Annotated in this window: 24 protein-coding genes; 5 read left to right on the forward strand and 19 right to left on the reverse strand. The window is 44.6% G+C overall.

Annotation, left to right across the window (positions count from 1 at the left end):
- Positions 1–14: 14 nt before the first annotated feature.
- From ACFRAM_RS08110 to cysT, 4 genes are all read right to left on the reverse strand, one after another.
- Positions 15–1,091 carry a sulfate ABC transporter substrate-binding protein gene (locus tag ACFRAM_RS08110; RefSeq protein ID WP_379465454.1) on the reverse strand — a complete coding sequence of 359 codons (1,077 nt, stop codon included), beginning with the start codon at positions 1,089–1,091 and terminating at the stop codon, positions 15–17.
- 504 nt (positions 1,092–1,595) lie between these two features.
- Positions 1,596–2,660: a sulfate/molybdate ABC transporter ATP-binding protein gene (locus ACFRAM_RS08115; protein ID WP_379465455.1), complete on the reverse strand. Its 1,065-nt coding sequence runs from the start codon at positions 2,658–2,660 to the stop codon at positions 1,596–1,598.
- Position 2,661: 1 nt separating this feature from the next.
- Positions 2,662–3,459, reverse strand: coding sequence for a sulfate ABC transporter permease subunit (locus ACFRAM_RS08120; protein WP_379465456.1), 798 nt, complete (start codon positions 3,457–3,459; stop codon positions 2,662–2,664).
- Entirely contained in the window at positions 3,456–4,274 is an 819-nt protein-coding gene (gene cysT, locus ACFRAM_RS08125; protein ID WP_379465457.1) for a sulfate ABC transporter permease subunit CysT, read from the reverse strand. The genes ACFRAM_RS08120 and cysT overlap by 4 nt, the downstream gene beginning before the upstream one ends.
- Positions 4,275–4,515: 241 nt before the next feature.
- Between cysT and ACFRAM_RS08130 the strand changes: the two genes are divergently transcribed.
- On the forward strand, positions 4,516–4,917 hold the full coding sequence (locus ACFRAM_RS08130; RefSeq protein ID WP_379465458.1) for a secondary thiamine-phosphate synthase enzyme YjbQ: 402 nt from the start codon (positions 4,516–4,518) through the stop codon (positions 4,915–4,917).
- 141 nt (positions 4,918–5,058) lie between these two features.
- Here the strand turns inward: ACFRAM_RS08130 and ACFRAM_RS08135 are convergent, their stop codons facing one another.
- From ACFRAM_RS08135 to ACFRAM_RS08145, 3 genes are all read right to left on the reverse strand, one after another.
- Positions 5,059–5,640, reverse strand: coding sequence for a TetR/AcrR family transcriptional regulator (locus ACFRAM_RS08135; protein WP_066373094.1), 582 nt, complete (start codon positions 5,638–5,640; stop codon positions 5,059–5,061).
- A gap of 3 nt (positions 5,641–5,643) precedes the next feature.
- On the reverse strand, positions 5,644–6,276 hold the full coding sequence (locus tag ACFRAM_RS08140) for a YigZ family protein (RefSeq protein WP_379201122.1): 633 nt from the start codon (positions 6,274–6,276) through the stop codon (positions 5,644–5,646).
- Positions 6,277–6,403: 127 nt separating this feature from the next.
- On the reverse strand, positions 6,404–7,759 hold the full coding sequence (locus ACFRAM_RS08145) for a glucose-6-phosphate isomerase (protein WP_066373089.1): 1,356 nt from the start codon (positions 7,757–7,759) through the stop codon (positions 6,404–6,406).
- A 248-nt stretch (positions 7,760–8,007) separates the two neighbouring features.
- Between ACFRAM_RS08145 and ACFRAM_RS08150 the strand changes: the two genes are divergently transcribed.
- Positions 8,008–8,910: an NAD(P)-dependent oxidoreductase gene (locus tag ACFRAM_RS08150; protein ID WP_379465459.1), complete on the forward strand. Its 903-nt coding sequence runs from the start codon at positions 8,008–8,010 to the stop codon at positions 8,908–8,910.
- A 153-nt stretch (positions 8,911–9,063) separates the two neighbouring features.
- Here the strand turns inward: ACFRAM_RS08150 and ppnP are convergent, their stop codons facing one another.
- Positions 9,064–9,381 (reverse strand): pyrimidine/purine nucleoside phosphorylase, encoded by a 318-nt coding sequence (ppnP, locus tag ACFRAM_RS08155; protein WP_066373081.1) that lies wholly within the window; start codon positions 9,379–9,381, stop codon positions 9,064–9,066.
- 31 nt (positions 9,382–9,412) lie between these two features.
- Positions 9,413–11,455 (reverse strand): transketolase, encoded by a 2,043-nt coding sequence (gene tkt / locus ACFRAM_RS08160; RefSeq protein ID WP_379465460.1) that lies wholly within the window; start codon positions 11,453–11,455, stop codon positions 9,413–9,415.
- Positions 11,456–11,678: 223 nt separating this feature from the next.
- On the opposite strand from tkt, the gene ACFRAM_RS08165 reads away from it, so the two are divergent.
- Complete coding sequence (locus ACFRAM_RS08165; RefSeq protein WP_379465461.1) at positions 11,679–12,308, forward strand: hypothetical protein; 630 nt, start codon at positions 11,679–11,681, stop codon at positions 12,306–12,308.
- A 27-nt stretch (positions 12,309–12,335) separates the two neighbouring features.
- Here the strand turns inward: ACFRAM_RS08165 and ACFRAM_RS08170 are convergent, their stop codons facing one another.
- From ACFRAM_RS08170 to ACFRAM_RS08180, 3 genes are all read right to left on the reverse strand, one after another.
- The gene (locus ACFRAM_RS08170; RefSeq protein WP_379465462.1) at positions 12,336–13,046 is read right to left on the reverse strand and encodes a hypothetical protein; all 711 of its coding nucleotides are present in this window, start codon (positions 13,044–13,046) and stop codon (positions 12,336–12,338) included.
- 1,214 nt (positions 13,047–14,260) lie between these two features.
- Positions 14,261–15,160, reverse strand: a complete 900-nt coding sequence (gene purU / locus ACFRAM_RS08175) for a formyltetrahydrofolate deformylase (RefSeq protein WP_379465463.1) — start codon at positions 15,158–15,160, stop codon at positions 14,261–14,263.
- A 48-nt stretch (positions 15,161–15,208) separates the two neighbouring features.
- Positions 15,209–16,336: a deoxyribonuclease IV gene (locus ACFRAM_RS08180; protein WP_379465464.1), complete on the reverse strand. Its 1,128-nt coding sequence runs from the start codon at positions 16,334–16,336 to the stop codon at positions 15,209–15,211.
- A 168-nt stretch (positions 16,337–16,504) separates the two neighbouring features.
- On the opposite strand from ACFRAM_RS08180, the gene ACFRAM_RS08185 reads away from it, so the two are divergent.
- On the forward strand, positions 16,505–16,969 hold the full coding sequence (locus ACFRAM_RS08185; protein WP_379465465.1) for a DUF2621 domain-containing protein: 465 nt from the start codon (positions 16,505–16,507) through the stop codon (positions 16,967–16,969).
- A gap of 85 nt (positions 16,970–17,054) precedes the next feature.
- Positions 17,055–17,963: a TIGR01777 family oxidoreductase gene (locus ACFRAM_RS08190; protein ID WP_379465466.1), complete on the forward strand. Its 909-nt coding sequence runs from the start codon at positions 17,055–17,057 to the stop codon at positions 17,961–17,963.
- A 109-nt stretch (positions 17,964–18,072) separates the two neighbouring features.
- Here the strand turns inward: ACFRAM_RS08190 and ACFRAM_RS08195 are convergent, their stop codons facing one another.
- From ACFRAM_RS08195 to ACFRAM_RS08225, 7 genes are all read right to left on the reverse strand, one after another.
- Positions 18,073–18,198, reverse strand: a complete 126-nt coding sequence (locus ACFRAM_RS08195; RefSeq protein WP_379465467.1) for an FHA domain-containing protein — start codon at positions 18,196–18,198, stop codon at positions 18,073–18,075.
- A 791-nt stretch (positions 18,199–18,989) separates the two neighbouring features.
- Positions 18,990–19,430: a hypothetical protein gene (locus ACFRAM_RS08200; RefSeq protein ID WP_379465468.1), complete on the reverse strand. Its 441-nt coding sequence runs from the start codon at positions 19,428–19,430 to the stop codon at positions 18,990–18,992.
- Between the two features lie 1,168 nt (positions 19,431–20,598).
- Positions 20,599–21,069, reverse strand: a complete 471-nt coding sequence (locus ACFRAM_RS08205; protein WP_379465469.1) for a Panacea domain-containing protein — start codon at positions 21,067–21,069, stop codon at positions 20,599–20,601.
- A 101-nt stretch (positions 21,070–21,170) separates the two neighbouring features.
- The gene (locus ACFRAM_RS08210) at positions 21,171–23,060 is read right to left on the reverse strand and encodes a hypothetical protein (RefSeq protein WP_379465470.1); all 1,890 of its coding nucleotides are present in this window, start codon (positions 23,058–23,060) and stop codon (positions 21,171–21,173) included.
- Positions 23,061–23,518: 458 nt separating this feature from the next.
- Entirely contained in the window at positions 23,519–23,965 is a 447-nt protein-coding gene (locus ACFRAM_RS08215) for a hypothetical protein (RefSeq protein WP_379465471.1), read from the reverse strand.
- A gap of 744 nt (positions 23,966–24,709) precedes the next feature.
- Positions 24,710–25,135 carry an ASCH domain-containing protein gene (locus ACFRAM_RS08220; RefSeq protein ID WP_379465472.1) on the reverse strand — a complete coding sequence of 142 codons (426 nt, stop codon included), beginning with the start codon at positions 25,133–25,135 and terminating at the stop codon, positions 24,710–24,712.
- Positions 25,113–26,192, reverse strand: coding sequence for an N-acetyltransferase (locus tag ACFRAM_RS08225; protein ID WP_379465473.1), 1,080 nt, complete (start codon positions 26,190–26,192; stop codon positions 25,113–25,115). The genes ACFRAM_RS08220 and ACFRAM_RS08225 overlap by 23 nt, the downstream gene beginning before the upstream one ends.
- Positions 26,193–26,202: the final 10 nt, after the last annotated feature.

A 26,202-nucleotide genomic window follows, 5' to 3' on the forward strand; every position in this document is an offset into this window, starting at 1 on the left:
CCCAATAGCCGAGCTTAAATTCCGGCTAGCACCTGATACCAGATACCACGCTTAGAATAAAGCGTGCTGCGCACCTCGTCCCAGCCGCCCAGGTACTGGATGTCGAACAAACCGGTCGGGATGGGGTAATGGCTTTCGTTCGCAGCATATACCTGTTTATTGACGGGACGGAAGCCATGCTTCGCAAAGATTTCCTGTGCCTGCGGAGTCAGCAGGTATGCCACAAGCGCATCCGCGGCCTCGCGGGTACCATGCTTCTCTGCGTATTTGTCCACAACCGCCAGCGGGTTCTCAATGAGAATGGTATCCTGTGGGATAATCACCTCATATTTGACCCCTTTGGCGATCCGGGCGAGCAGCTCGTTCTCATAGGTGACGATCACATCGCCGACACCATATTCGAAGGCGGCCATCGATGCCCGGCCGCTTTTGTCCAGCGACTCCACATTGGCATGTACCCGCTCCAGAAAAGCCTTAGCAGCCACGGGGTCCTTAACCCCTTCCTGTTCCTCAGACAGCTTCAGGCCCGCCCCATAGATGGCGTTGATATCCCACTGGGCGCCGCCGGATGTCTTGGGATTGGGGTAGAGCACCTTAATCCCCGGCTTCGCCAGATCCGCAAAACTGTGAATGCCCTTCGGGTTGCCTTCGCGTGTGCCCAGGGCTACCACCGAACGGGTCACCATCCCGTCCTCGCCGCCCTTGCTTTTCCAGTTCGGCTGTACCAGTCCAGCCTTAACCAACTTGTCGACATCCCCTTCCATCGCCAGTAGCGTCACATCCGCCTCGAACCCTCCGGCGATGGCACGGGCCTGAGTTCCGGATGCCTCATAGGATTGCTGGAATTCGAGAGTCTGCCCCGTATCGGCTTTCCATTTGGCGGCGAAGATCGGCAATATTTCTTCCATGGCATCCTTGACCACGCTGTAGGCACCGACTACCAGCGTAAGGTCGCCCTTGCGTGAGGGCGAGTCAGCCGCATCGCTATCCTTCTTCCCGCTCCCGCAGCCGGTTACCGTCAGTATAAGCATAACCAGCATCAGGGTAGCAAGCCATCCGTGCAGTTGTCTGCTCCTTTTGAGAGGCTTCATTGCGGCCCACATCCCTTTAAAATAGATAGATGATTGTCCTTCTTCGGCTCAAGTCTGATCCTCACTACTCACTGCTAGCGTGAAACGTAATCAGACCTGATCACGAGAATTAACGGGATTCTGTACCGTTATTTCGCTCGTATTATCGCCCTAGCGGAATTTAACTGGAATCCCTCCTGTTATTTCGGCGCATTTTCTACCAATCGACGAAAAACCTTAGACTAACAGGAATTTATCCAGTTATTTAATGAGGCTGCCCGCCAATCAGAGGATTAACGGGAGCTTTTCCAGTTATTTATACAATACCAATAACTCCTCTCATTCCGCACATTTGATCTTCAATCTTCACTCTTCACTCTTCACTCTTCACTCTTCACTCTTCACTCTTCACTCTTCACTCTTCACTCTTCACTCTTCGAACTTCGAACTTCGCTCTTCGCTCTTCGCTCTTCGCTCTTCGCTCTTCGCAACCGTATCGTATCTACCAAACTAAATAGAATAGAATTAAATAAATACCGGCATCGGGTCATCCTTCAGGTTGTTCTCCTGAATCCAGCTATGATCCTCATTGAACAGGTAAGCGCGGTGCACCAGCACGGATATTTCCTGCCCTATCTGCAAGGTCTCCTTCTCCAGGGAACGATATGTCACGAGCTTGTGGCCGTTCACCTCGATCTCTATCAGCCATTCGCTGCCGCGGAAATGCAGATGCTTCACGATGCCCTGCTCCGTAGCGGAGGCGACCCTAAATTCATTCAGGCTGCCCACCTCGATGTACTCCGGACGGATTAGCGCTTTGGTCGGCTTACCTCCGCCAGCATTGTTAAAACCTTTCAGCTCGGAAGCATCATCGATCAGTGTTGATTCGCCGATGAATGTCGCAACGAACGGTGTCTTCGGCTCTTTATAAATATCCCACGGGGTCCCCTTCTGCTCCAGACGCCCCTGGTTAATGATCATGATCTCGTCCGCCACTTCAATCGCTTCATCCTGGTCATGAGTAACGAAGATGGAGGTAATGCCTACACGTTCTATCAGCTCACGCAGCCATGATCGCAGCTCCTGGCGGATCTTCGCATCAATCGCCGCAAACGGCTCATCGAGCAGCAGCAGTTGTGGCTCCGGCGCAAGCGCCCGGGCGAACGCCACACGCTGACGCTGCCCACCTGACAACTGGTGCGGGTAGCGTTTTTCAAAACCCTTCAGGCCCGTCAACTCGACAAGCTCGGTTACCCGGTCGCGAATAGCTGTCTTGCTTGCTTTTTTCACCTTCAGACCAAAGGCAATATTCTCAAATACGGTCATATGCTTGAACAGGGCATAGTTCTGGAAGACAAAGCCAATGCCGCGTTCCTGAGGAGGGAGGTTGTTGACCGTCTGACCATGAAAAATAATCTCTCCGCTATCCGGTGACTCCAGCCCTGCCAGCATGCGCAGGATCGAGGTTTTGCCGCCGCCGCTTGGGCCGAGCAGACCGATCAGATGTCCCTTGGTAATCCCGAATTCCACATCCTTGACGGCATGAAAATCTCCAAAATGCTTATTTAATCCCCGGACTTCGACATGCATATCAATGCACTCCCTTTCTTCTCTTGGTCCATTCCATCAACAGCAGCAGACCTACGGAAAAAGCCGCCAGTACAAGCGCTACACCGCCCGCAGCGGTCACATTAAAATTCTCGACATCCTGATATACAAGCGTAGTGGCCGTTTGCGTTTTATTCATGATATTGCCTGAGACGACCAGCACCGCCCCGAACTCGCCCAGTGAACGGGCGACCGTCAAGATGACACCGTACACCACCGCCCAGCGGATCGAAGGCCAGGTCACCCGCCAGAAGGTCGTCCAGCCATAAGCACCAAGCGTCGAAGCCGCTTCCTCCTGCTGAGAGCCGATCTCCTGCAGCACAGGCATAATCTCGCGCACCATCAAGGGGAAAGTCACGAAGAGTGTGGCAATCACCATCCCGGGAAAAGCATACACAATTTTCAGCCCGATCCCTTCAAACAGCGCGCCCAGCGCACTGTCCGGTCCGAGAAGCAGCACAATCATCAAGCCGCCAATCACCGGCGAGACCGCATACGGCAGATCGACAATACTGTTCAGCAAGCCTTTCAGTCGCCGTCCAATCCAGCGTGCCCGGACCAGATAAAGAGCCAGCATAATTCCGAACAGCGTGTTCAGCAGCGTTACCACGACCACGACAAATCCGGTCATCATCAGCGCATGCAGCGCTTCTGGCCGGACCAAGGCATTCCATAACCCAGCAGGCCCCTGGCTGAAGGCACCCGCGGTCATTTTACCCAGTGGCGCAGCAATGAGTAGAAAGAACACCAGATACGTTAATCCAATCCAGAGTTTTCTCATGATGATCTTCTCCCCCGCATCTGCACCATATTGATCAGCCATAGGATGAGGAAAGATAAGGTTAGGAGGATGATGGATACGGCTGAGGCGCCTACGGGATTGTCACTCTCCACTTCACCGTAGATAAAAACAGAGGAAACCAGTGTGCGGCCTGGGATATTGCCAGCTACGAGCACGACCGCCCCAAACTCCGCCAGCGCCCTTGAGAAAGCCAGCATACCGCCGCCAATTATTCCGGGAGCCATAGACGGCAGAATCACCTGACGGAACACCCTAACGCCCTTGGCACCCATGGTATATGCAGCTTCTTCTTCGGAAGGATCCAGCTCCTCCAGTAACGGCTGCACCGCACGGATTACAAAAGGAAACGTAACGAACACCATCGCAATAACGATGGCCGGCTGGTGGAAGACAATCTCGAAGCCCAGCTTCTCTGCAATTCCGCCGATCAGACTACCGGGTCCGAGCAACAGCAGAATCATTAATCCCCCTACCGCCGTAGGCAGGGCAAACGGTAAATCCACCAGACTGTTCAACAAGGCCTTGCCGGGAAACTTGTAGCGGATCAGCACCCAGGCAATCATCGTCCCCACCAGTACATTAATGAGTGCAGCGATAACAGCCAGCTTTAACGTCAGCAGTACCGATTTCCAGGCAATCGGGTCACTGAGGCTTTCGGCGAAATTACCAAAACCCAGCGAGAAGGAGCTATAATACACCCCAAGAATCGGCAGTACAATCAAGACTACAAAATACAGCAGGATCGTGGTGCGGAACCCCCAGGTCCATCCTTTGTGTCTAAGCAGCGAATTCAACGATTAGTCCCCCCACCTCCGGCTTACCGGTCGGTATACTTGCCTTTACACACAGCATTATTCCTATTAATATACTCGGTTTAATATAAACACTACTTTACCAAAAGCGACTAACTAACGTCAATTACTTTCCAGACGTTTTAGGGTAAAATATGTAATGAAAACCATTTCCCCTTGAAAAAGGGTTACTTCTAGCGTTTCATGCTGTTCAGGTTTGTTGATTCAGAGAGGAGAATGTAGCATGCTGAATACGATCCAGCTATCTACGAGCAAGCGTGACGAACTGCGGGATATTACCCGCGATGTGGTATCTTACGTTAAAAAAAGCGGTGTTCAGAATGGAATTCTTGTTGTCTATTGTCCACACACCACAGCAGGAATTGCCATTAACGAGAATGCCGATCCTGATGTAAAACATGATGTGCTAATGCAGCTGGATGAGATCTATCCATGGAAGCATCCGAAATATCGCCATGCTGAGGGGAATACAGCTTCCCATCTGAAATCCATTACCGCAGGACCTTCACAGAGCATCATCATCCATAATGGCGAGCTACTATTAGGACGTTGGCAAGGGATTTATTTTTGCGAATTTGACGGGCCCAGACACAGAGAGTATTATCTAAAAATTGTTGAGGGATAAAAACAAGAGGGCCGCTAACGGCTGCTACCGTGAAGCGGCCCTCTTTAAAAAAGATAGCTCCTACAATACTTTCATCAAGCAGAGAAGTGATGTTATACCAATGCAATGCTTTAAAGCGAAAACTTAAAAAAAAAGCAAGCTCTACAGATTGCGGCATAATACCTTGATATGGGAGACTGCTTCTGCTTTGACGTCCTCAAAAGATACTTTATCTTGAATATAGTAAGAAATAAATCCGTGTGCGGATAAAAATAAGGTCAATGGCATACTCTGCCAGTCCCCATGTACAAATCCTTCTTCTTTCATATGACGGCGTACAATACTTGCGAATAAGTCATAACATCGTCCCTGCTCTGCTCTGCAATAGGCCAGCAACTCTTCATCACGGATCATGAACATGATCTCATATTGATAAGGATGATCCAGTCCAAACCGGATAAACTCCATAATTAGCTGCTCCACCCGTGTCATACCTTCTTCCGGGGGATTATTCATGGCCTGGCTCAGCAGTGCAGCCACATAATTGAAATCCTCGACAACAATGGCGTAGAACAACTCCGCCTTTTCCTTGAAGTGATAATAGAGGGAGCCATGGCTATACCCCAAGTGCTGCCCTATGCTGCGCATGGAAATCGCCCGGTATCCTTTGGTAATAAACAAATGCCTGGCTGCCTCCAGTATCCTTTCCCTCGACAACTCTTGCTCTACTGCTCTTCTTGCCATCGTCTATTCCCCTTCGTTGTAGTAAAGCCGCCGCCCTTCCGTTACCAAGGCTTGGCCTTGGGTAAGATCTGTTATCCATGCCATAAATGCATCGCCCTCATCATTGCGTGGCAGACAGGTCAGTGTCACTTTGTCGGTGAATGAAGTCTCGCCGGTCTGAATACCTCTGCCCCGGAGCTCGTTCTCAACCTTGCCCAGCCAGGTGTAATCCAGTTCCACGAATACCTCCCGCCTCAGTACACGAGTGATGACCTCTCCAGCTTCAAGCGCGATCGCTGCGCCATCTGCGTAAGCCCGGATCAGCCCTCCAGCTCCCAGCATGATGCCTCCGAAATAACGGGTGACAACAATTGCGACATTTTTAACCCCTTGGCTGCGGATTACCTCCAAAATCGGTTTACCTGCTGTTCCGCTAGGCTCCCCGTCGTCAGACTGCCTCTGGATCTCGTCCCTCTCACCAATCATAAAAGCAGAGCAGTTATGTGTGGCGTTCCAATGCTGCTTCTTGATGTCTTCGATAAATTGCACCGCTTCTTCTTCATTCTCCACCGGCATAACATGGCCGATAAAGCGTGACTTACGGATAACGATCTCCTGTGACCCAGGAGCGCGTACCGTCCGGTATTGTTCCAACATGATTGCCCAGTCCTTATACGCAAATAATAGCTAAATATATATGAGGAGCAGTCCCGCGGTAATGATACCTATGGACTGCTCCAGTGTGAGTTACGCTAGTATGAGGGTTGCTACGGTGTAGCCGATGTTACTCGGTAAGTCTGGCTTCCAGCTCAGCCTTTTCCTTCTCGTAACCCGGTTTGCCCAGCAGCGCGAACATGTTCTTCTTGTAAGCTTCAACGCCCGGTTGGTCAAAAGGATTGACGCCCAGCAGGTATCCGCTGATCCCGCAGGCTTTTTCAAAGAAATAAACCAGGTATCCGAAAGTATACGGCGTTTGGTCCGGAATGGTGACGATCAGGTTCGGAACTTGTCCGTCTGTGTGCGCCAGCATCGTTCCTTGGAATGCCTTCTTGTTGACAAAATCCATCGTTTTGCCAGTCAGGAAGTTCAGACCATCCAGATCATCCGGATCATTCTCGATCGTTACGTGATGAGCCACTTGCTCCACTTGGATGACCGTCTCGAAGATGTTACGGTTACCCTCCTGAATGAATTGACCCATGGAGTGAAGATCTGTTGAGAAATCAACGGAAGAAGGATAAATCCCCTTGAAGTCCTTACCTTCGCTCTCGCCGTACAGCTGTTTCCACCATTCGGAGACAAAGTGCAGGGAAGGCTCGTAGTTGACGAGGATTTCCGTTGTTTTGCCTTTACGGTACAAAGCGTTACGTACAGCAGCGTATTGATAACTTTGGTTCGTTGCCACGTCCGGGTTGTTGAACTCATCAGCGGCAGCCGCTGCGCCTTGCATCATTTCTTCGATATTAATGCCTGCAACAGCAATTGGCAATAGACCTACAGGTGTTAGAACGGAATAACGTCCGCCTACATCGTCTGGAATGATGAACGACTCATAGCCTTCTTCATTAGCCAGCTTCTTGAGTGCGCCCTTCTCCTTGTCTGTAGTAGCGTAGATGCGCTTGCGAGCTTCTTCCTTACCGTATTTCTTCTCCAGCTCTGCACGGAAAATGCGGAAAGCGATCGCCGGCTCAGTAGTCGTACCGGATTTGGAGATTACGTTCACGGAGAAGTCTTTGCCTTCTACGAGATCAAGCAGGTGCGTAATGTAAGTGGAGCTGATGTTGTTACCGGCAAAATAAACTTCCGGTGTCTTGCGTTTATCCTTGGAAAGGTTATTGTAGAAGGAATGGGAAAGTGCCTCGATTGCTGCGCGTGCGCCCAGGTAAGAACCGCCGATGCCGATTACGATAAGTACTTCGGAATCACTTTGGATCTTCTTGGCAGCCTGCTGAATGCGGGCAAATTCTTCCTTATCGTATGCTGTTGGCAGATCGATCCAGCCCAGGTAGTCGGAACCTACTCCGCTCTTGTTATGTAGCTGCTCGTGAGCTAGTTTTACTGGAGCTGCGAAGTTGTCAATTTCATTCTGTCCGATAAAAGTAAGTGCTTTGCTGTAGTCAAAATTAATCTTTTTAGACATGTGTAATGGTAACCTCCTGTTTGTCTCTTTAAATTTGACACCGTTTGTTACAACTTTATAATAGGATACTTTAATTTTCCTAGGCTGGCAAGGTCTTAGGACACAACCCGGGCTTTAGAACGATGTTTTTGAATAAAACTGAAAACGCTACCTGTGGAACCTGTACAAAGCGCGTGCTAAAATGGAGAAAAGCACTCCACAAATCCTGTCGAATTCAACAGAAATCCAATAGCGAAGGTGTGAAAGTAATGACAACTATCGGCTTTATCGGACTCGGAACGATGGGGGCGCCTATGGCCTCCAACCTGCTTCGCGGTGGATTTCAGGTCACCGTTTATAACCGTACAGCTTCCAAGTGCACTCCACTTGTAGAAGAAGGCGCTCAGGCGGCAGCAACACCGCGTGCAGCAGCAGAAGGCAAGGATGTTATTATTACCATGATCAGCAACGATGATTCCATCCGTGAAGTATATTACGGAGAAGAGGGTATCCTCGGAACGCTGAAGCCCGGAACAGTTGTGATTGATTCCAGTACAATCTCCCCTGGACTGGTACAAGAGATTGCAGCAGCCGTGGAAGCGCGCGGTAGCCAATTCCTCGACGCACCAGTAACTGGCAGCAAGCCTGCAGCCGTGGATGGCACGCTGGTATTCATGGTCGGCGGCAGCGCCGAAGTCATTGAGGCGAACCGTGCCCTCTTCGATACCATGGGCAAAAAACTGCTGCACATGGGCGGCAACGGCCGCGGCGCCGTCGCCAAGCTGGCCCACAACACCATGGTGGGTATCCATAATGTTGCGCTTGCCGAAGGCTTCTCCATCGCCGTAAAATCAGGCGTTCCCGCGGACAAGTTCCTGGAACTGGTGCAGCTTGGTTCAGCAGGCAGTAAGCAGGCTGAGCTCAAAGGCCGCAAGATCATCGAGAATGACTTCAGTAACCAGTTCTCACTGGCCCTGATGCTCAAGGACCTGAAGCTCGCCTCTTCGCTCAGCGATGCCACAGGCGTCCCTACGCCGATGCTGGGTCTCGCCAAAAGCCTGTTCCAAGCCGGTTATACCCAGGGCTTCGGCGAGGAAGATCTCTCTGCCGTAGTAAAAACTTACGAGTCCTGGATTGGTCAGAAAATCGGCGAAGAAAAGCCGGAACAATAATACAGCGTAGTTGCATCCGAAGGATTCGCTGCATTGAACAAAAGACTGCTTTTCCCGACCAGCGGGTCCGAGAAAAGCAGTCTTTTTGTTGTAACCGATTAGAAAAGAAGCCCCGCATAAGCGGAGCTCCTTCAAGAATATCTATTTTACAAATTACAACTCTGGGTAAGAACAGATATAATCCGTTACGCCGAACACTTCCAGCGCAAATTTGGAGTTACCAGGAACGTGGAAAGTCTCCGCTCCTTTAATCTCCTGCCATGCCTCTGCACCGGGAAGCAGCACCTTCAGGTCGCCGGACAGAATCTCCATAATCTCAGGACCGTCTGTACCGAACTCGTATACACCCGGAAGCATGATGCCAAGTGTCACCTTGGTTCCATTTTCCAAATGAACCGTACGGCTGGTTACTTGCCCTCCATAATACACATTGGCTGCCTTGACAATCGTCGCATTCTTAAACTCGCTCATGTCCTGTTCTCCCCCTATAAGTTGCAATAGCTTACAGCAAAGCTTTTACGCGGCTAACTACATTCTCCACGGTGAAACCATACTCTTTGATTACAGTATCGCCAGGCGCGGAAGCACCGAAGGTTGTGATACCCAGGATGTCGCCTTGATCTCCAGTGTAACGTTCCCATCCGAAGGTTTGTGCCATTTCAATCGCCAGACGGGCTTTAACGCCCGGCAGAATAACGGAATCACGGTAAGCTTTATCTTGTTTTTCGAACAGATCCCAGCTTGGCAAGCTGATGACACGAACATCAATACCTTCTTCAGCCAAAGCAGCTTGTGCTTTCACTGCCAGTTGAACTTCGGAACCCGTCGCAATGATTTGTGCTTGCGGTGTGCCATTCTTCGCATCGGAAACAACGTATCCACCGCGTTTGATGTTCTCGCGCACGCCTTCCACAGTACCAGCCAGGATCGGCAAGTTTTGACGAGTCAGCACCAGCGCTACCGGGTTGTCCTTGTTCTCGAGCGCATACGCCCAAGCTGCGGAAGTTTCGTTGGCATCTGCCGGACGAATCACAGTCAGACCTGGAATGATACGCAGGGAAGCCAATTGTTCGATCGGCTCGTGAGTAGGACCATCTTCACCAACAGCGATACTGTCGTGAGTCAGAACATAAGTTACAGGCAGCTTCATGATGGAAGCCAGACGAACTGCCGGACGCAAGTAGTCAGTGAATACGAAGAACGTACCGCCGAATACTTTCAGACCGCTGTGCAGTGCAATCCCGTTCATCGCTGCTGCCATACCGAATTCACGAACGCCGAAATAGATATTGCGGCCTTCATAAGATTCAGATGTAAAGACCGGCAGGTCTTTCAGGTGAGTCATTGTGGAGCTCTCAAGGTCTGCAGAACCACCAACCAGTTGTGGTACGCTTGGAGCCAGACCGTTCAGTGCACTACCGGAAGCCACGCGTGTGGACACGGCTTTATCTTCTGTTGTGTAGAACGGAAGATTAGCATCCCAGCCTTCTGGAAGCTCACCATTCAGAGCGGTTTCGAACTGGGCAGCCAGTTCAGGATAAGCTTTTTTATAAGCTGCGAACTGCTCGTCCCATGCTTTGTTGGCGGCAATCCCCTTGTCCTTCACTTCTGCAAAACGTGCACGAACTTCATCCGGTACATAGAAATCTTCTTCGTATACCCATTTGTAGAATTCCTTAGTCAGTTTCGCTTCTTCTGCACCCAGCGGAGAACCGTGTGTACCACCATGGCCGCCTTTACCTTGCTTGTTCGGGCTGCCGTAGCCGATAACGGTTTTGACTTCGATCAATGTTGGTTTGTTCAATTCAGCTTGTGCTTCAGCAATCGCTTGTTCCAGAGCAGGAAGATCGTTACCATCCTCTACACGCAGCACTTGCCAGCCATAAGCTTCAAAACGCTGAGCTACGTTCTCAGAGAACGCCAGGTTCAGCTTGCCGTCGAGGGAGATATCATTGGAATCGTACAGTACTACCAGCTTGCCCAGCTTCAAATGTCCAGCGAGGGACGCGGATTCGGAAGAAATCCCTTCCATCAAGTCGCCGTCACCACAGATTGCATAGGTAAAGTGGTCGACAATTTTATGTTGGTCTTTATTATAAGTAGCTCCCAGTTGGGCTTCAGCCAGTGCCATCCCTACAGCCATCCCGATCCCTTGTCCGAGCGGGCCTGTTGTAGCGTCAACGCCAGCAGTGTGGCCGAACTCAGGGTGTCCTGGAGTCAAGCTGCCCCATTGGCGGAATTGCTTCAATTCTTCCATAGGCAGATCATAGCCACTGAGGTGCAAGAGGCTGTAAAGCAGCATCGAGCCATGTCCTGCGGACAATACAAAACGGTCACGGTTCACCCAAGTCGGATGTTCCGGGTTATGATTCATTGTTTTTGCAAACAATTGATAGCCCATCGGTGCGGAACCCATCGGCATACCTGGATGTCCGGAATTTGCTTTTTCAATTGCATCAATGGACAGGGTACGGATCGTTGTGATCGCCAGATTGTCGATAGTGGAGTTCTCTTCCTTCTGGATAGCTTGTGTAGAATCACTCATTTTAAATTGTCCTCCTCTGAAATCTCAAGAATGTCATTTTGACTCTTATTGTATCACTAGTGTAGAAGCATTACCATTTCTTTTTGTGCGCACTGGTCTCAGGTCCAGTATTTGTTTAAGACTAAAGTTTGTTTTACAACGCCGGATTATACAGTAAGATGGAATTACTCAAACAGAATTTTACCGAAATATCCATTACTACCAGCAGAAAGGGATCTGGGACATGACTCAAAGCAAACATATCTATATTGTGTTGACCGGAACGGGTACCGCTTTTAGCGGCTTTATCCGCTTGTTCACAAGGGCCAATCTGAATCACGCCTCCATTGCCTTTGATCCTGAATTGCGGGAAGTCTACAGCTTCGGCAGGAAAAAAATGTACAACCCGTTTGTCGCCGGGCTTATACGAGAGAACTTTGTGGACCCTTTTTATAACAGTGCAAACTGTGCTATTTATCAATTAAAGGTATCTCATGAGGAATACGATACTATGTATAATCATGTTCAGGGCATGATGAAACACCAGGACCGTTACAAATATCATTTACTGGGCCTGGTTGGAGTATTATTTAATATTAAAATCGACAGGGAAAACGCCTATTTCTGCTCGCATTTCGTCGCGTCTGTCTTCGAAGAGACCCAGAGGCTTCCTGTGAATAAACCATCCTGCTTTGTTACGCCAGAGGACTTTGCCCTCTCGTTGTATCACCATAAGATTTATAGTGGCAAGCTGTGCTATTACCTGCGCAAGATCAATTATAATGCGGCTCGCTCAGACACGTTCATTATGACTTCTGGTTCCGCCAGAATGATGAAGGATATAAAGGAACAGGCAGAGGAAGCCGTTATCTAATCGACCTTCCTCCGCCGTTCATACTTGCTATTTTATACGATGAAACCGGAAATACTCTGACCAATCATCCAGGATTTGAACCGTTACCTTATCGATTTTGACCTGATATTCGTTCGTAGCCGTGAAGGTGAACGTAAGGGGGCCGTCAGGCAGCTTTTCAAAAGAGGAGTCATACAGTTCCCCCTTCCATACCAGCTTATCCTCATTGTCCGGACGCAGCTGCGTGCTGTACCCGCCCGGTATAGTCACCTCCACCGTATCCGGCAACCCTGTAGTGTCCGCCAGGAAAACAAATTTCTCTCCCGCCCAAAACACGCTATAACCCCGCGGCTGCTCTCTGTCGCCACTCTTCTTCAGATTATAATTCTGCCGGTTCAAATTCCACTCTTCCGTATGCTTCACTCCGCCCTTAACGCTCAACAAATTCACCATGAGATATTTCCGTGCGGAAATATTACTCCAATCAAATCCGTCAAACACTTCAACCTCTACAGCATATTTTTCATTCTCGATCAGAGCCCCCGCAGGAATCTGCCACTGCTTCGCACCTGACAATTGATCTCCAGACTGTGCTTTTATAGCTCCAGTGGCCAGATTGATAATTCTAACACGGAAACGTTGCTGCAGATCTCCATCCTCATCCTGATAGTTCCACTTAATAATTGGAGTCAATGTACTGGCAATGGTCGGCTTATTCGGGTTGTCACTCGTTGGATAAGTGATGTTGACCTTCGGCAACCGGTTCACCACGGTGATATTTTGGGATAGCTCTCTGAACAGCCCCAGGGAGCTGTGACGATCTGTCGGTATGTAAATACACCGTTCGTGGTGAGCTGCTTGGAAAAGCCTTTTTGCGTACTTGCAGTCATCTCTGCTCCATTTCCTGATTTAAGCAGATACTTATAGCTGATCGTGTTGCCTTTCGGCTCATCCAGATCTTCAGCCGTACTCTTGATGTTTAAAACATCCGTCCGATAAATCGAACGTTCGCTTCGTCCCTTCCGATATCAGTGATCATCGTAAAGCCTGGCTTCGGCGGGTAGTCAATGATGAAAATCCTTTGGAATTGGCGGGCCCCAGAACTGTAAAATATTCAAATTGATTAAAGGTTAAGTTAGGAACCTGATACTGCCAAATCAAGCCTATAACGTCCGGATTCTCAACGCTCATAGCCAACAAGCCTTCCTTTAAAAAAACTCCGGCCAATACTTTTCCTGCGGATCATTTCTCCGCAAAGTACATACATTTGCCGAGAGGATCTCCTGCGTATCAGCGTCCAAAACAAACGGATTGATAGCTGTCCCGGCAGAAGAAATGATCGCCACTGATGGCGCGAGGTTTCTGACAACATCCACCTTAAGGGAGTCGATATTAGATTTGGCCCGATCTGGTCGACTGCCCAATGCTCCAAGGTATAGATCCCTGGCTCTGGGAAATCCACATTAATGTTGGTAAGTCCGGTATAGCTTGGTTGTCCCGTCACTGTCCGTTACTTTCCAAAATACCGAAGGTTGGCATATCCGACAAATCTATCATTATCAGATGATGTGTACTGCCTGCCGGGCATCTAATTGGTACACCAATGCCGAACTATTAATGGCCGCCGTGGGCACATGATTCTTGACGGTAAACAGTCTGGTAGCGTTGAGGTCAGCGCTCCGGCCAAAGCTGTAAGACGCATTTCTTAACCATCTGAAATGGCCTGTGGATGCGAAATACCGCTCCGCGCGATCAAGTCGCGGTTTTCACACGACAAAATACACTTTGGCACAATGATGTCCAAAATACTGGTAAAATGCTTTTTTACCTGTAGGGAGTGTAAGAAAAGTTATTAGATTGTCCTGGGAAAATTGCACTGCTAAACACTGCGGAATTGGCATTCCGTCTGATGAAGAAATTCCGGTGAACACCAGGATAACTGATTCTGCCTGAGGTTCACCGGAATTATTGAATTAGTTAAAGACTACGGTCTTGTTGTTGTGTACGAGAATACGGTCTTCGATATGCCATTTCACGGCACGGGCCAATACTACACGTTCGATAGTACGACCAATCCGTTTCAGTTCGGTCACATCGTCACTGTGGCTGACGCGCTGCACGTCTTGTTCAATGATCGGACCGCCATCAAGCTCTTCGGTTACGTAGTGGGCAGTTGCTCCAATGATTTTCACCCCGCGCTGATATGCTTGCGCATACGGCTTGCCGCCCACAAAGGCTGGCAGGAAGGAGTGGTGAATGTTGATTATCCGGTGACGATAATACTCGATGAACGAAGGCGAGATAATTTGCATATACCTGGCCAAAATAATGACATCAATATCGTTCCCGATAACTTCAAGCTGGCGCTTCTCCGCTTCTGGCTTAGTCTCAGCAGTAACGGGAATATGATGAAACGGAATACCGAAGGATTCCACGTAAGCCTTCATCTCCGCGTGATTGCTGACCGCAAGGGTAATCTCAGCATCCAAATCGCCAGCCTGCCACTGCCAGAGGAGTTCCATTAGACAATGATCTTCTTTGGAGACGAAAATAGCCAGCCTCTTTTTGTGGCTCACTCTGAAGATCTTCCAGTTCATTTTGAACTGCTCTGCCACTGGATTGAAGAGTGTGCGTAACTCTTCCAGCCGCTCCCCAAGCTTTGCCAGGTCGAATTCCACTCTCATGAAAAACATGCCGCCATCGGGATCCATGGTATATTGATCGGACTGTACAATGTTGGCGCCGTGCTGATGCAGAAAATGCGATACCGCAGCCACAATTCCCGGTCCATCTGGACAGGAAATGAGCATACGTGCACGGTTCGGAAATTGATGACTACCTGAAGAATGATCTCTTTTCACATGTAATTCCATGTTCTTCTTTCCACCCTCTCATCTACTTGCGCTTTTCTTTAATTTTGCCTATGCATTGACCAGAATTTGACTGCCTGCAAGCCAAGAAATCAAGCGATGGTTAATCGCTTCCTCATTGAGCGCCGGGAAAAGTCCGGCGTCTACAACATGATCATACAGTCGTTCCAGCGGTTCACGCGGATCTGCCTTCTTGGCCTTCGCATCGTTCTTCAGCAAATTCCAGACATCGAGCACATACTGACGGGAATCCAGCTCAAGCTTGGCAAAGAACCCATGCAGCTCTTCAACCTCTTGCAGAAACTCCGGTCCGAACCGCTCGGCAACATTTCCGCGAAGCAAGGCAATCTCCACTTCATACATCGGACGCTGGGTTTTGGCATCTTTGCCGATCCATGGCGTCTCCAGAATGAACGGAAGGCTCGCCAGGGCTTCATGATGCACGATTTTGTTAATGGCTTCGAAGCCGATAAATCCTGAGCCGAGCGGAGTATGGCGGTCTTTGCGCGCTCCTACAGGGTTTTTGCTGTCATTGATGTGAATAACACCAAGGCGGTTCAGGCCAACGATCTGATCGAACTGGCGGAGCACCCCATCCAGATCGCCGACAATATCATAACCGGCATCATGAATATGGCAGGTGTCCAGACAAACGGACAAACGCTCGTTATGAACAACCTTGTCGATAATCGCCGCAATTTCCTCAAAGCTGCGGCCGATCTCAGTTCCTTTGCCAGCCATGGTCTCAAGGGCGATACGGACCTCTGTCTCGCCAGTTCCGCTAAGCACTTCATTTAGCCCATCAGCAATTCTTTGAATACCATACTCCGGATCCTTGTCGGTATAAGCACCTGGATGCAGTACAATATTCTTGACGTCAAATGCATGTGTACGCCGGATCTCTTCCTGCAAAAAGTCTACGGCCAATTGGTACGTATTGTCTTTATAAGAGGCCAAATTGATGATGTATGGCGCATGGACAACAATCTCCTCTACCCCATTGGCTTTCATTGCTAATTTCCCTTCCTCAGGATACATCGCTTCAATCGGCTTGCGACGCGTGTTCTGCGGCGCTCCGGTATATATCATGAACGAGCTGGAGCCGTACTCGTTGGCTTCTTTTGCAGCGGTCAGCAGACCCTTGTCCGAACTGGACACATGTGAACCTATTTTGAGCATGCCATTTCCCTCTTTCCATCACGAATTAAACTATATTCTACCGTGATCAGAGAAATAAATCTAGGCAAGACAGGTTCCCGTTTCCGCTTCGCAAAACTTGGCAAATACGCTATACTTTAGATTAGAGAGAATTCTGTGATAATAATCATTGTTAAAGGTGGTATGGACATGTTTATCAAATCAGGGCTTGGATGGTTATCAATGGCACCGAGCAATTGGTTTATGAACTCCATCGCATTCTGGACCTTCCTGCTGCTGGGCTCCATGTGCATCGGCGGCTACTTCATGTTCCGCAAGTTCCTGAAAGTGCTTCCCAAGGCTGACGGAAAATCCAAACTGGATTGGCAGAACTACTGGGTAGAACGCAGCCGCCCGCTCTGGGGAGACGAATCCAAAGCCTTTCTGGATCAGCTCGTTCAGCCGGTACCGGGGCCATTCCGCGATATCGCCAAGCATTCCATTGCCGCCGAGATCGGGAGAATCGCAGTGGAGAGCAAGGCTTCAGAAGTGACAAGAGATCACTGCATTAAAGGCTACATTGTCGCTACACCCCGGCGTGATAACCGTTTTCTGGTTAATTTCCTTGAAAAGAACGGGATTGATTATTCCCCTTACCAACACTTAATCAAGTAAACTAGTCCCTTAGTTCACGCACACAGCAAGCTAATCCTACAGAACTCCCTGTCCAGACTAGACGGTATGAACGGAGGCGCACAGTATGAAATATATAATATGCGGGGGTACAGGTTTCATCGGAAGCAGACTCAAGGAATACTGGCTTCAAGCCGGGCATGAAGTTTTGATAGTCGGGCGCAAAATTCCAGATTCCCATGTTACCCATCCCAAACTCAGCTATCATACCTGGGACAGCCTGACATCAAATCCTGGCCCAGCGGAGCATAGTGATGCTATTATCAATCTCGCCGGATCCTCCCTAAGTCAGCGCTGGACGCCAGAAGGTAAGAAATCCATTATGTTGTCACGTCTTGAAACCGTTACCGCAGCAGCCAAGCTATTAGACGTCTTAAAGAATAAACCGCCCGTTATCATCCAGGCTTCGGCTGTAGCCATCTACGGCACCTCGCTGAAAGATACCTTTGACGAGTCTTCACCATCCCATGTGATGGACTTTTCATCAGAAGTCGTAAAGGCTTGGGAAGAAGCGGCTGATGACGCATTCTCTGATCCTGATATCCGACTAGTGAAGCTGCGCACCGGGGTTGTACTGGGCAACGAGAGCGGTGCTTTTCCGAAGATGAAGCTGCCCTATCTTCTGGGCTTTGGCGGCAAAATCGGCAGCGGCAAACAGTGGTTGTCCTGGGTTCACCTGGATGACATCGTGACACTGATTGACTACTGTATTCAAACTCCGGCCATTATTGGCCCAGTCAATGCTACTGCTCCGAACCCAGTTACGAACGAGCAATTTGGGCAGACCATAGGCAAGGTCTACAAACGGCCCCACTGGTTTCCGCTGCCTGCCTTCGCTTTAAAAGCAGCCGTCGGCGAGCTCTCAGAAATCTTGTTAAAAGGCCAGCATGTATTTCCTTCCAATGCATTGGAACACGGATTCAGCTTTGCTTTTCCCACATTGGAATCAGCCCTTCAGCATCTGAAGACTCATTAAGAAAACTATGTGCATTGTTAAATGCACATATCACAAACTAGGCTGTATGAAAAGTATAGCTGCCTTTTACAATAGTAAACACGGTTCTCTCGATGAGTGGATATTCCTTCTACGGAATCATGGTTTCCCCCTTCCAAGTCGTCCCGTTCAGGGAACCCTGATCCTTAAGCACATATCCTCCCAGATTTATTAAAATTTCAGCATTTACTCTGGACGCCCTGCGACTTCTCCACATACTGAGCCACCTCTGCAGAACGTTCGATGATGAAGCTTGACCGTTCTAGCTTAATTTTTCTGCAGCGTCACCGTGAACCAGATTCACTCTTTCAAGTTATGTACATCGTAGATTTCCATCACGCGGCTGGAACTGTATCGGAGCCGGGATAAATGACGAGATGTCCATCACAGAGCTGACCTATTGCCGGACAACAATTATCGACAGATCTGTTGCGATGAGCACCATCGTCTCCAGTCTGCTGACCATGTCGTAGCGCTGTTTGATTGCCCCGTAGAAAGCGAACCCTCTAATGTATTTTCATACTCAATTGTTATTAACAGTTTGCGGATAAACCAAAAGCCGCTCAAGATTATTCCTGTTGCGGTCTTCTATATGCTCAATCAATCGTAGGGATTGCTTCATACTGCTTGTGGTTTAATAGTCTGCTCCTCTAAATTTACTTCAGCAGCAGAAGAAACCGACGGTAAAACCACTAAAAGCAACGAAAGACACAAAGCTAATATTTTTTAAATTTATCATTTTATTTTCTTTTATGAAATATATTAATCACAATACAATTATTAGAGATTAATTCAATCATATTAAAACTATAATTCCAAAAATATAGATCTTTCGAAATGAGACACAATTGAGAGGCTTTCCTAAAAAATACGCAAAATGCCCTCACAACCACCATATTAGTGGGAATGAAGGCGTGTTGTTAATACAATAAGATCAAATATGGATTCTGAATCTATTAAGGCAATACCCAGCACTAGCAAGTAAGTTTTTGTGCTCACCTTAATCCTTTAGTATTTTATAAGATCTGAAATTTCTTCTATCTGTTTATTGATTGTTTCAATACTTCCAAATAAGATTGACACTACTTCCTTTAAAAAGTACAAAATTACGGCGTTGATCAAAATCCCAATAATAAATAACCAAAATCTCATATCTGGAGAAAGAGCTTCTCCTTTTGATACACTCTTTAAATCTGACAAATGATTAAGAGTTAAAATTGTGGCTAGAACACTAACAAATCTCATAGCAATTAGATAGAATACACTAATTGTTGCTCCGCCACTAAGATGATATATCAAAACGCTAACATCAATAGCAAACAAAATATTGCCTAGTACTGGCAGATTTCCAAATATACTACTCTCGATTACCCCAACTGATATTAATTGTAGTGAAACTGCTAATATCAAAGAGGCTAAGTAAACAAACCCCTTCTCCCTTCTACTCATAAAATTTCTCCCTATTGTTTTCTTTCTATTTATTTTTCGGGATTTTATCCGAAATAGTTAATAATAACCTTTTCGATTCTTAACCAGTATTTTTTCTTATTTTATTGTTAGGGAGTAAATGTATGATTAAAAAATTAAACATTGCGATAACCAAACAACAAGTTGTCAGCATAAATACACAGGATGGGGATAATAGTAGGATTTCCGCAAGAAAGTACAATGAAGGGTACTGTAAAAATTCGTAGTGATCGAGGGGTAGCATTTATCCCATATACAGAGATAAACCATGTGATGAGGATAGTTGCTTTTCCTTGAATTGAAGTTACAAAATTGATAACCCACTGGGTTTTAAAGCCTAATGGGTTATTTTGTATAAGCTCTAAGTTCTAATCGGTTACGCTTGAACCAGCTTCCGGAGATCTTAATCTCCCCTGAGTGATATCCCTCCACTATCCGCCATAAACGTTTTCACGCTCTTCTCAAAAATCTTCCAATCGGAACTATATAGGTACTTTAACTTGTAACATCGTAGCATTTAGGACGGCTTTACCACTCTCTAAGACTTTATATGTAACTCTACTACTCTCACTTCTATGTGTAATAGAGAATTTTCAGGGTTGATCGTTGATCCATTCCCATTCTCCGAACCGTCAATTTGTTTATCGCCGCTCTTCATTAAAGCTCTCATTACTTTATAACATGAATGCATTCTACGGCTGCCATCTGCTGTAGGATATCCCCCAACTTTTTCATAAACACTATTTTGAAACAATATCTATGTGAGCAGTTCCTTATTTCCTTTCCTCTTGAATCATCCTACTGTCTGCTTTGTAAACTCCTCCGTTGAAGGCTAATCATTAATCCTATCCTATCCTGTCCTGTCCTTTACGAAAATACCCCGCCAGTGCTGGGCTAAGCACAGCATTTCCGATAAGATAAGTATATTAACTTGAGACATTACGAAAATCGCCTTTATATCACCGGAAGGGAAATATTCCCTCATAATAAATAACTCTCCACTTCCGACAGCTTCTCGATACTTCAAGAATTGATAAATTAAGTATAGTTCATGTGGTCCATTATCTAAAGGGTAGATATAATCACTAAGTAACATCATCTCTAATCAAAAAAACCGTCAGATACTTCCTGACGGGAATTAATGAATTATTTATGCATGAACTGGTTTTTTCTTGATTAAACTTCCGTAATAATCAAGCATATCCCCTTCATTTATGAGCCTTTCAGAAGGCATTCCTTCGGGAAGACCCTTACGCGCGTTTAACCATGGCGTTTCATTGTGTGTCAATGTCTCCAAAAATTTTGCATCTAAATGCCCGTAAACTTTCCATACCTCATTTAAAATCCAAAGCTCATTAGGTTGGAACTTGACATCTGCATATTTTTTTTCAATGCTATTCCATCCATAGTGCTTGAATTCCCTATACAGATCTGGATTCACAGGACCATGAACCCATGCTTGGAATTCATTTCGAAATAAAGGATTATGATCATTGGAAAGAGTCAAATTCCATGCTTGAGCATAATAACAAAGCTTTTGGAGTTTCAGATGAGTTATTGGGAATCCAGCCGTTTGTGACTTATTAATAAAAAATTTTGCCACATCTTGGATTGAAACCATAACAAACACCTCCTACCCATATTATATTTATAATTTAATCATATTGTTCCCTAACTGTATATATAATAATTCATAAAAATTAACATCTTTTTGCAAATAATCTAATTCCTTTTGAGTATTTTCTTTTTCTTAGGATGACTTCTATGTGAAATTAAGATATTTTCAATTTCTTTCTGCATATTCCCCATAAAGTCAGTGTCATCAAAGTATAAAAGTCCGTATTTCATACCAACATTATTTAATTTATCAAATAAATATCCTAAATCGTAATTCAATCCAAATATGTCTATCGGCGGTTGAGAGTTTATATTATTACTAATCCTTATTTTTCTTTCTTTCACAAATTTTTGTTCGCAATAAATTAAAATCGACATTTTTTCATAGCAATATCGCAATGTTGTTATATTAAAATTAAAGCTCACATGAATATTAGAAATCTTACTCTTCGCTAAATAAGGGTTTTCACCCTTCTTCTTTTTAATTAAGTTGGTAATAGCAATACCATAGGTTTTTTTTATTATTTCGCCGTTAAAGTTTGTTATTAAAAATTTTATCAGTAAACCTGTGCAACTATAATGGGACAGTTCTATGCTCTTAAGCAGTGATTGTAAAACTAAGTACACAATGCACTCATTTAAATTTGAATCTTGAATGTTACTTGTTAAAATTGGTAAAGGAATAATTTTAGAAATCCCTTTAACACTATTCGGTTGCTTATAATTTTTTAGAAGGGAGTAGATCAAGCTTGATAAGGACTTTATGTCGTTTTTTTCAATAGTTAATATTAAAAGTTGTTTATAGATAATGTTAACTTCATCCACTGTCATTTCCTTGTTTTTATAAATATTAGTAATTCTATTTAAAATTTGAAGAATGACATTCAAATTATCTTGCTTATATAGAAGTAAAGAGAGTTCATGTAAAGCAGTGTAGTATTCTTGCTCTTTAGATTCTAATTTAACAAAAATATCCAAAGACTCATATGCATCTTCAAATTTATGCGCAGTAAATAATTTATTTATTAAAGTTACATGATTTTTTAGAATTGAACGATACATATCACGATAATAATCATCACCATTTATTTTGCTAGGGCCTATGATATTTTTTTGGGCAAAGTCTGAATCATAGCTGAGACTAAATAGAGCATCTCCCCAATTTCTCATTGCATTTTTCAGAAAGGACACTGTATTTTTTTCTATTGCTAAAAACAATACTTGATATAAAGCATCTACATTACTGTAAATATTATCAAAGGCCTTTTTTCTTTGAAAATCAAAATATGTATTAGCTAATGCTTTCGCACTTTTGTTTACTTTCTTTAGTGCAAAGTTGAATTGTGATGAATAATTCAAATTAGCAATATGAACTTTTATTGCACTTATACCAAAAATAATGGTTCCAAAAAAGCAAAGTAACCAAATTAATACACGTAGGGAGAAAAGATTATCCATATCTTGAATCAAGATTGCTGGGTCTTTAGCTAAAGTAGTATTCATTGTTACTTTCAAATGTACCCCTAGCACAATAGAGACTAAAGCAAGCATACCGAAAGATCTTGTTGAAATGTTCCAAAATGATGCACTACTTATAGCTAAAGCTTTTTGTTCTTTATAACTAAAGTAAAAAAAGGTAAGGGATAAGGGTAATGCAACTATTAGTATCTTTGTAGTAACTCCTAGTATCGCAATATCAGTGCTATAATGATCAATTAGATCAGCATAAGTATATAACTCATGTACATACTGAAATAGAGGAATTTGAATAAGTGAAGAAATCTTCCACAAGAGAAAATATATAAAAATCAATATAATTGGTGAAAAAATAAAAAAGGGGGTTTTAAAGAGGATGTTCACTGCAAATGACAAGGCATCTCCTATAAACTTGAATGACTTGAGAGTATGGGATTTTGCATTTTGTGTAATATCAGAAATTTTGTTATATAATGTTGACTCGCATTTTTTTTTCATGATGTTTGATAGTACTCTCATTTATTATTATCATTCCTATTCCCTCATTTGATTACCTAAATTATTACATGAAAAGAAAAATCATTCAAGACCGCAATAAAAAACACATAAGCCCACGGACCTAATTACAGTGGGCAAAAGATTTAATTATCGTTTGTGATTGTCGCCATCTTAGTGACATTACCCCAGAATATCCGCGCGCTAATACCCACATCAATGTTGGGCTTTTTATAGATTGATTTTGAGAACTACATAGAAATATCTTACTGTTTATAATAATATTTTATAATTTATTGTCTTTTTAGCGAGAAATGTATGAATAAGATATTGCAGCCTCATATTTCAACACAGGACAACAGAATCGGCCCGTGCTGCTCTTATTTGGCTTTCCACCATCAAACTACAATCATTCCCGAATATGGAGGCTCAGAAAGGCTCATAGAAGACTAAAAAAGCACCCGTAAAGGTGCTTAGTGAGCTTACTTTATAAACTCCTTCTGATATGCTAATCCAGATCGATCTAAATATGCAGTAGTATCTTTATGCGAATACCGTGTATCAAATACTAACCTATCAACGATTACACCGACTATCAAATCTGCATCTTCTATATGAGTATCTGCAATCCCACGGGGGGCTGGAATAAATGCTCTTGCACCATCTACCATGTACAAACACACATTCAAAACAATAGCTCCATTATACTTCACTGCATAAAAGTAAAAACTGGCCGTTTTATTTAAAAATTTCTCTGTAAACTCATTTGAAATGCTATTCTCTTCTCTTTCAGGCATTTCCTCAATAGTAACTGATATGTCTTCCTTCAAAGTAAAGTGGTGCCGGGAATCCCAACTTATAGTGTCGATCCATTTTTCAGGATACATATTATCTGACAACAAAGAAATCAATTGATAATAATTCATCATTATCCCTCCTAGTTTAATAAGAGCAATTCACCATTTAAGAGGATTTTCCCTTCTGACAAATCGCCCTACTGCAAAACTCCTTCGTGCCTATCCACCGACCCCACATACAGCCTTTATACTTCAACGGCTACCTGGTGGAACCTTTAACTGCTGCTTGTACCTTTTCTTCAAGAGCTATTCCACCATATAGAAAAAAACCGTTCATAAATGAATGACTTTTGCTGATATATGTAAGCTTTTCACCGATAAAATGGCGATTATTGCGATGCACACACACTGGTAAGATCGGCAATCGTTCCGCATCCACAGTAAAAGCATTTGCTCTTTACTTAAAATCTTTACAGACTTTGTTATAGAGGAGAATAAGACCATTTTACAATATATGGAAATAGAAGTCAAAAACAAAAATAATAAAGAACGCTTGTTAACCCCTTCAATTCTTCCTATGTTTATTCTCCCTCGTTTTTTTGGTATTGTTCCCAAATGCTTTATTCTGGTAATATACCAAAGCGAAAGGGAATTATGACCTGAAATTATTGAAAAGGCATTACCCCAATATTTGTCGCCATGTGATTACCGCATTCGGAAAAGAACTCTTTTATGCCTTTGAATCATGACCTGATTGAACAGTGTTCTTCGCTTTAAAATCGACAAGTAACAGAAAAGGCGAGAGGAAGTAGGCCACGGCTACGCCGTGCGTGTCACTCTCGCCTGATTTCTATATTACGAACCGCTGTAAAACGGTCAAAAAAGTGTTGGCTCTAAAAAATCAACCTTTTGCGCAATTGGCCGATAATCATCATCTACATAGAAAAACGATTGTGGCGCCGTAAATGGAAAATCGAAGTTTTTAGGATCAATTGGTTTATTATAGCGTTCAATGTCTCCAATCTTGATAGCATAGGCATTCTCTTTACTTTCGAAGTACTCTTTGAAAAAGCTATGCGTAATGCCTGAGAAAACATTGGTCTTCTCCCAAATACTTTCAGGATTATCGTGCAGAATTGTTTCTATGCTGAATTCTCCGACTATCTTCCCTTCTGGCATAGTCGAATAAATAATAACAGTATCGACTTTTTTCTTGAAGATAGTTTTTCGATACTCATATTTTTTTTCCTCACTAAAAATCTTTTTAACAAATTCAGGTTTAATCGATAATAATACTTTCACTTACTCCACCTTCTTCGAGAATTTGATTGAATTGATCATCGGTTAATCGAAAAAACGACCAGCGTAGTTTACGTTGTCTGTCGATACCTATCTCTTCAATTAGTTTTTTTCTAATCAACCTTCTACTAAGAGCAGCATTATATGTCATCTTAATACTATAACATCCACCTTTATTATACCAATATCTTAAATCGTCTTTATCAAAAACGCTATACGTACTAGCATAAGAATAGAAACTTTCAAAATCCTCGAATTCACTCTGACTTCTAACTTCCTCAACAACACAAACAGAGGTTGCTACAGATGTATATTCAGCTTTTTTACCAGGCGTTGCTGTTCTATACATTATTAAAACATCTCCTCGGGATGTTTTGTTAACCGGCATGGTTGTAACATAAATCTTATGAATGCTATTCGTAAATGAAATATCTTCTAAGATGTCTACATCCTCCGTGTTAAGTATCGAATCGGGAAACATAATGGAATGATATTGAGGATATATAGCCAACAGGTACTTGTTTGTATCTTGTTTTTTGATAAGAGGATAATCAATAAGTATATCGTTCGTTAAAACTTTTAGATCTTTGACCAATACCAATTCTATACCATTGGGAGTATCTTTTGTGCCATATTCATAAAATCCGTATCTTTTCATCAAAACTATTAGCGGCAATGTTTGTTGCTTATTAAAAATCGTTACATAGCAAAATTCTGCATTATTGACAATTGCAAAATCTAATGCTTTTTTAATAAAACGTTCCCCTAGCTTTGTTCCATGGGGATTAATTTTAAATGTCCCTATTTTAAGAGCCCTCTCACATTCAAGATTAGGAGAAATATCTGCAACTGGGCCGTCCTCCATTTTTATATACAAGAAACCCTCCACTTGATTTCCTTCATAATATAAGTACGCTTCAGCATTTCTTTTTCTATTAAACCAATCTTCAAATTCACTATAATCTCTTTTTAGAGAGTCAAAAAATGGGTCATTTATATCTATATTTTCAAACTTTCTTTTTGTCAAATAATCATCTTGTCTTCTTACTAACCTTCTCATATACATTCTC

Source organism: Paenibacillus sp. NPDC056722, from assembly GCF_042790635.1.
Classification (GTDB): Bacteria; Bacillota; Bacilli; order Paenibacillales; family Paenibacillaceae; genus Paenibacillus_AQ; species Paenibacillus_AQ agri.

Bases quoted from the DNA above. Each gene is read 5' to 3' on its own strand.
- ACFRAM_RS08135 (WP_066373094.1), bottom strand. From the start codon at position 5,640: ATGGCAAGAAGAGCAGTAGAGCAAGAGTTGTCGAGGGAAAGGATACTG.
- ACFRAM_RS08195 (WP_379465467.1), bottom strand. From the start codon at position 18,198: ATGTGGAGAAGTCGCAGGGCGTCCAGAGTAAATGCTGAAATTTTAATA.
- purU (WP_379465463.1), bottom strand. From the start codon at position 15,160: ATGGAATTACATGTGAAAAGAGATCATTCTTCAGGTAGTCATCAATTT.
- ACFRAM_RS08110 (WP_379465454.1), bottom strand. From the start codon at position 1,091: ATGAAGCCTCTCAAAAGGAGCAGACAACTGCACGGATGGCTTGCTACC.
- ACFRAM_RS08130 (WP_379465458.1), top strand. From the start codon at position 4,516: ATGCTGAATACGATCCAGCTATCTACGAGCAAGCGTGACGAACTGCGG.
- ACFRAM_RS08115 (WP_379465455.1), bottom strand. From the start codon at position 2,660: ATGCATGTCGAAGTCCGGGGATTAAATAAGCATTTTGGAGATTTTCAT.
- ACFRAM_RS08190 (WP_379465466.1), top strand. From the start codon at position 17,055: ATGAAATATATAATATGCGGGGGTACAGGTTTCATCGGAAGCAGACTC.
- ppnP (WP_066373081.1), bottom strand. From the start codon at position 9,381: ATGAGCGAGTTTAAGAATGCGACGATTGTCAAGGCAGCCAATGTGTAT.
- ACFRAM_RS08140 (WP_379201122.1), bottom strand. From the start codon at position 6,276: ATGTTGGAACAATACCGGACGGTACGCGCTCCTGGGTCACAGGAGATC.
- ACFRAM_RS08145 (WP_066373089.1), bottom strand. From the start codon at position 7,759: ATGTCTAAAAAGATTAATTTTGACTACAGCAAAGCACTTACTTTTATC.
- ACFRAM_RS08150 (WP_379465459.1), top strand. From the start codon at position 8,008: ATGACAACTATCGGCTTTATCGGACTCGGAACGATGGGGGCGCCTATG.
- ACFRAM_RS08210 (WP_379465470.1), bottom strand. From the start codon at position 23,060: ATGAGAGTACTATCAAACATCATGAAAAAAAAATGCGAGTCAACATTA.
- ACFRAM_RS08185 (WP_379465465.1), top strand. From the start codon at position 16,505: ATGTTTATCAAATCAGGGCTTGGATGGTTATCAATGGCACCGAGCAAT.
- ACFRAM_RS08180 (WP_379465464.1), bottom strand. From the start codon at position 16,336: ATGCTCAAAATAGGTTCACATGTGTCCAGTTCGGACAAGGGTCTGCTG.
- ACFRAM_RS08200 (WP_379465468.1), bottom strand. From the start codon at position 19,430: ATGAGTAGAAGGGAGAAGGGGTTTGTTTACTTAGCCTCTTTGATATTA.
- ACFRAM_RS08165 (WP_379465461.1), top strand. From the start codon at position 11,679: ATGACTCAAAGCAAACATATCTATATTGTGTTGACCGGAACGGGTACC.
- ACFRAM_RS08205 (WP_379465469.1), bottom strand. From the start codon at position 21,069: ATGGTTTCAATCCAAGATGTGGCAAAATTTTTTATTAATAAGTCACAA.
- ACFRAM_RS08120 (WP_379465456.1), bottom strand. From the start codon at position 3,459: ATGAGAAAACTCTGGATTGGATTAACGTATCTGGTGTTCTTTCTACTC.
- ACFRAM_RS08225 (WP_379465473.1), bottom strand. From the start codon at position 26,192: ATGAGAAGGTTAGTAAGAAGACAAGATGATTATTTGACAAAAAGAAAG.
- ACFRAM_RS08215 (WP_379465471.1), bottom strand. From the start codon at position 23,965: ATGATGAATTATTATCAATTGATTTCTTTGTTGTCAGATAATATGTAT.
- tkt (WP_379465460.1), bottom strand. From the start codon at position 11,455: ATGAGTGATTCTACACAAGCTATCCAGAAGGAAGAGAACTCCACTATC.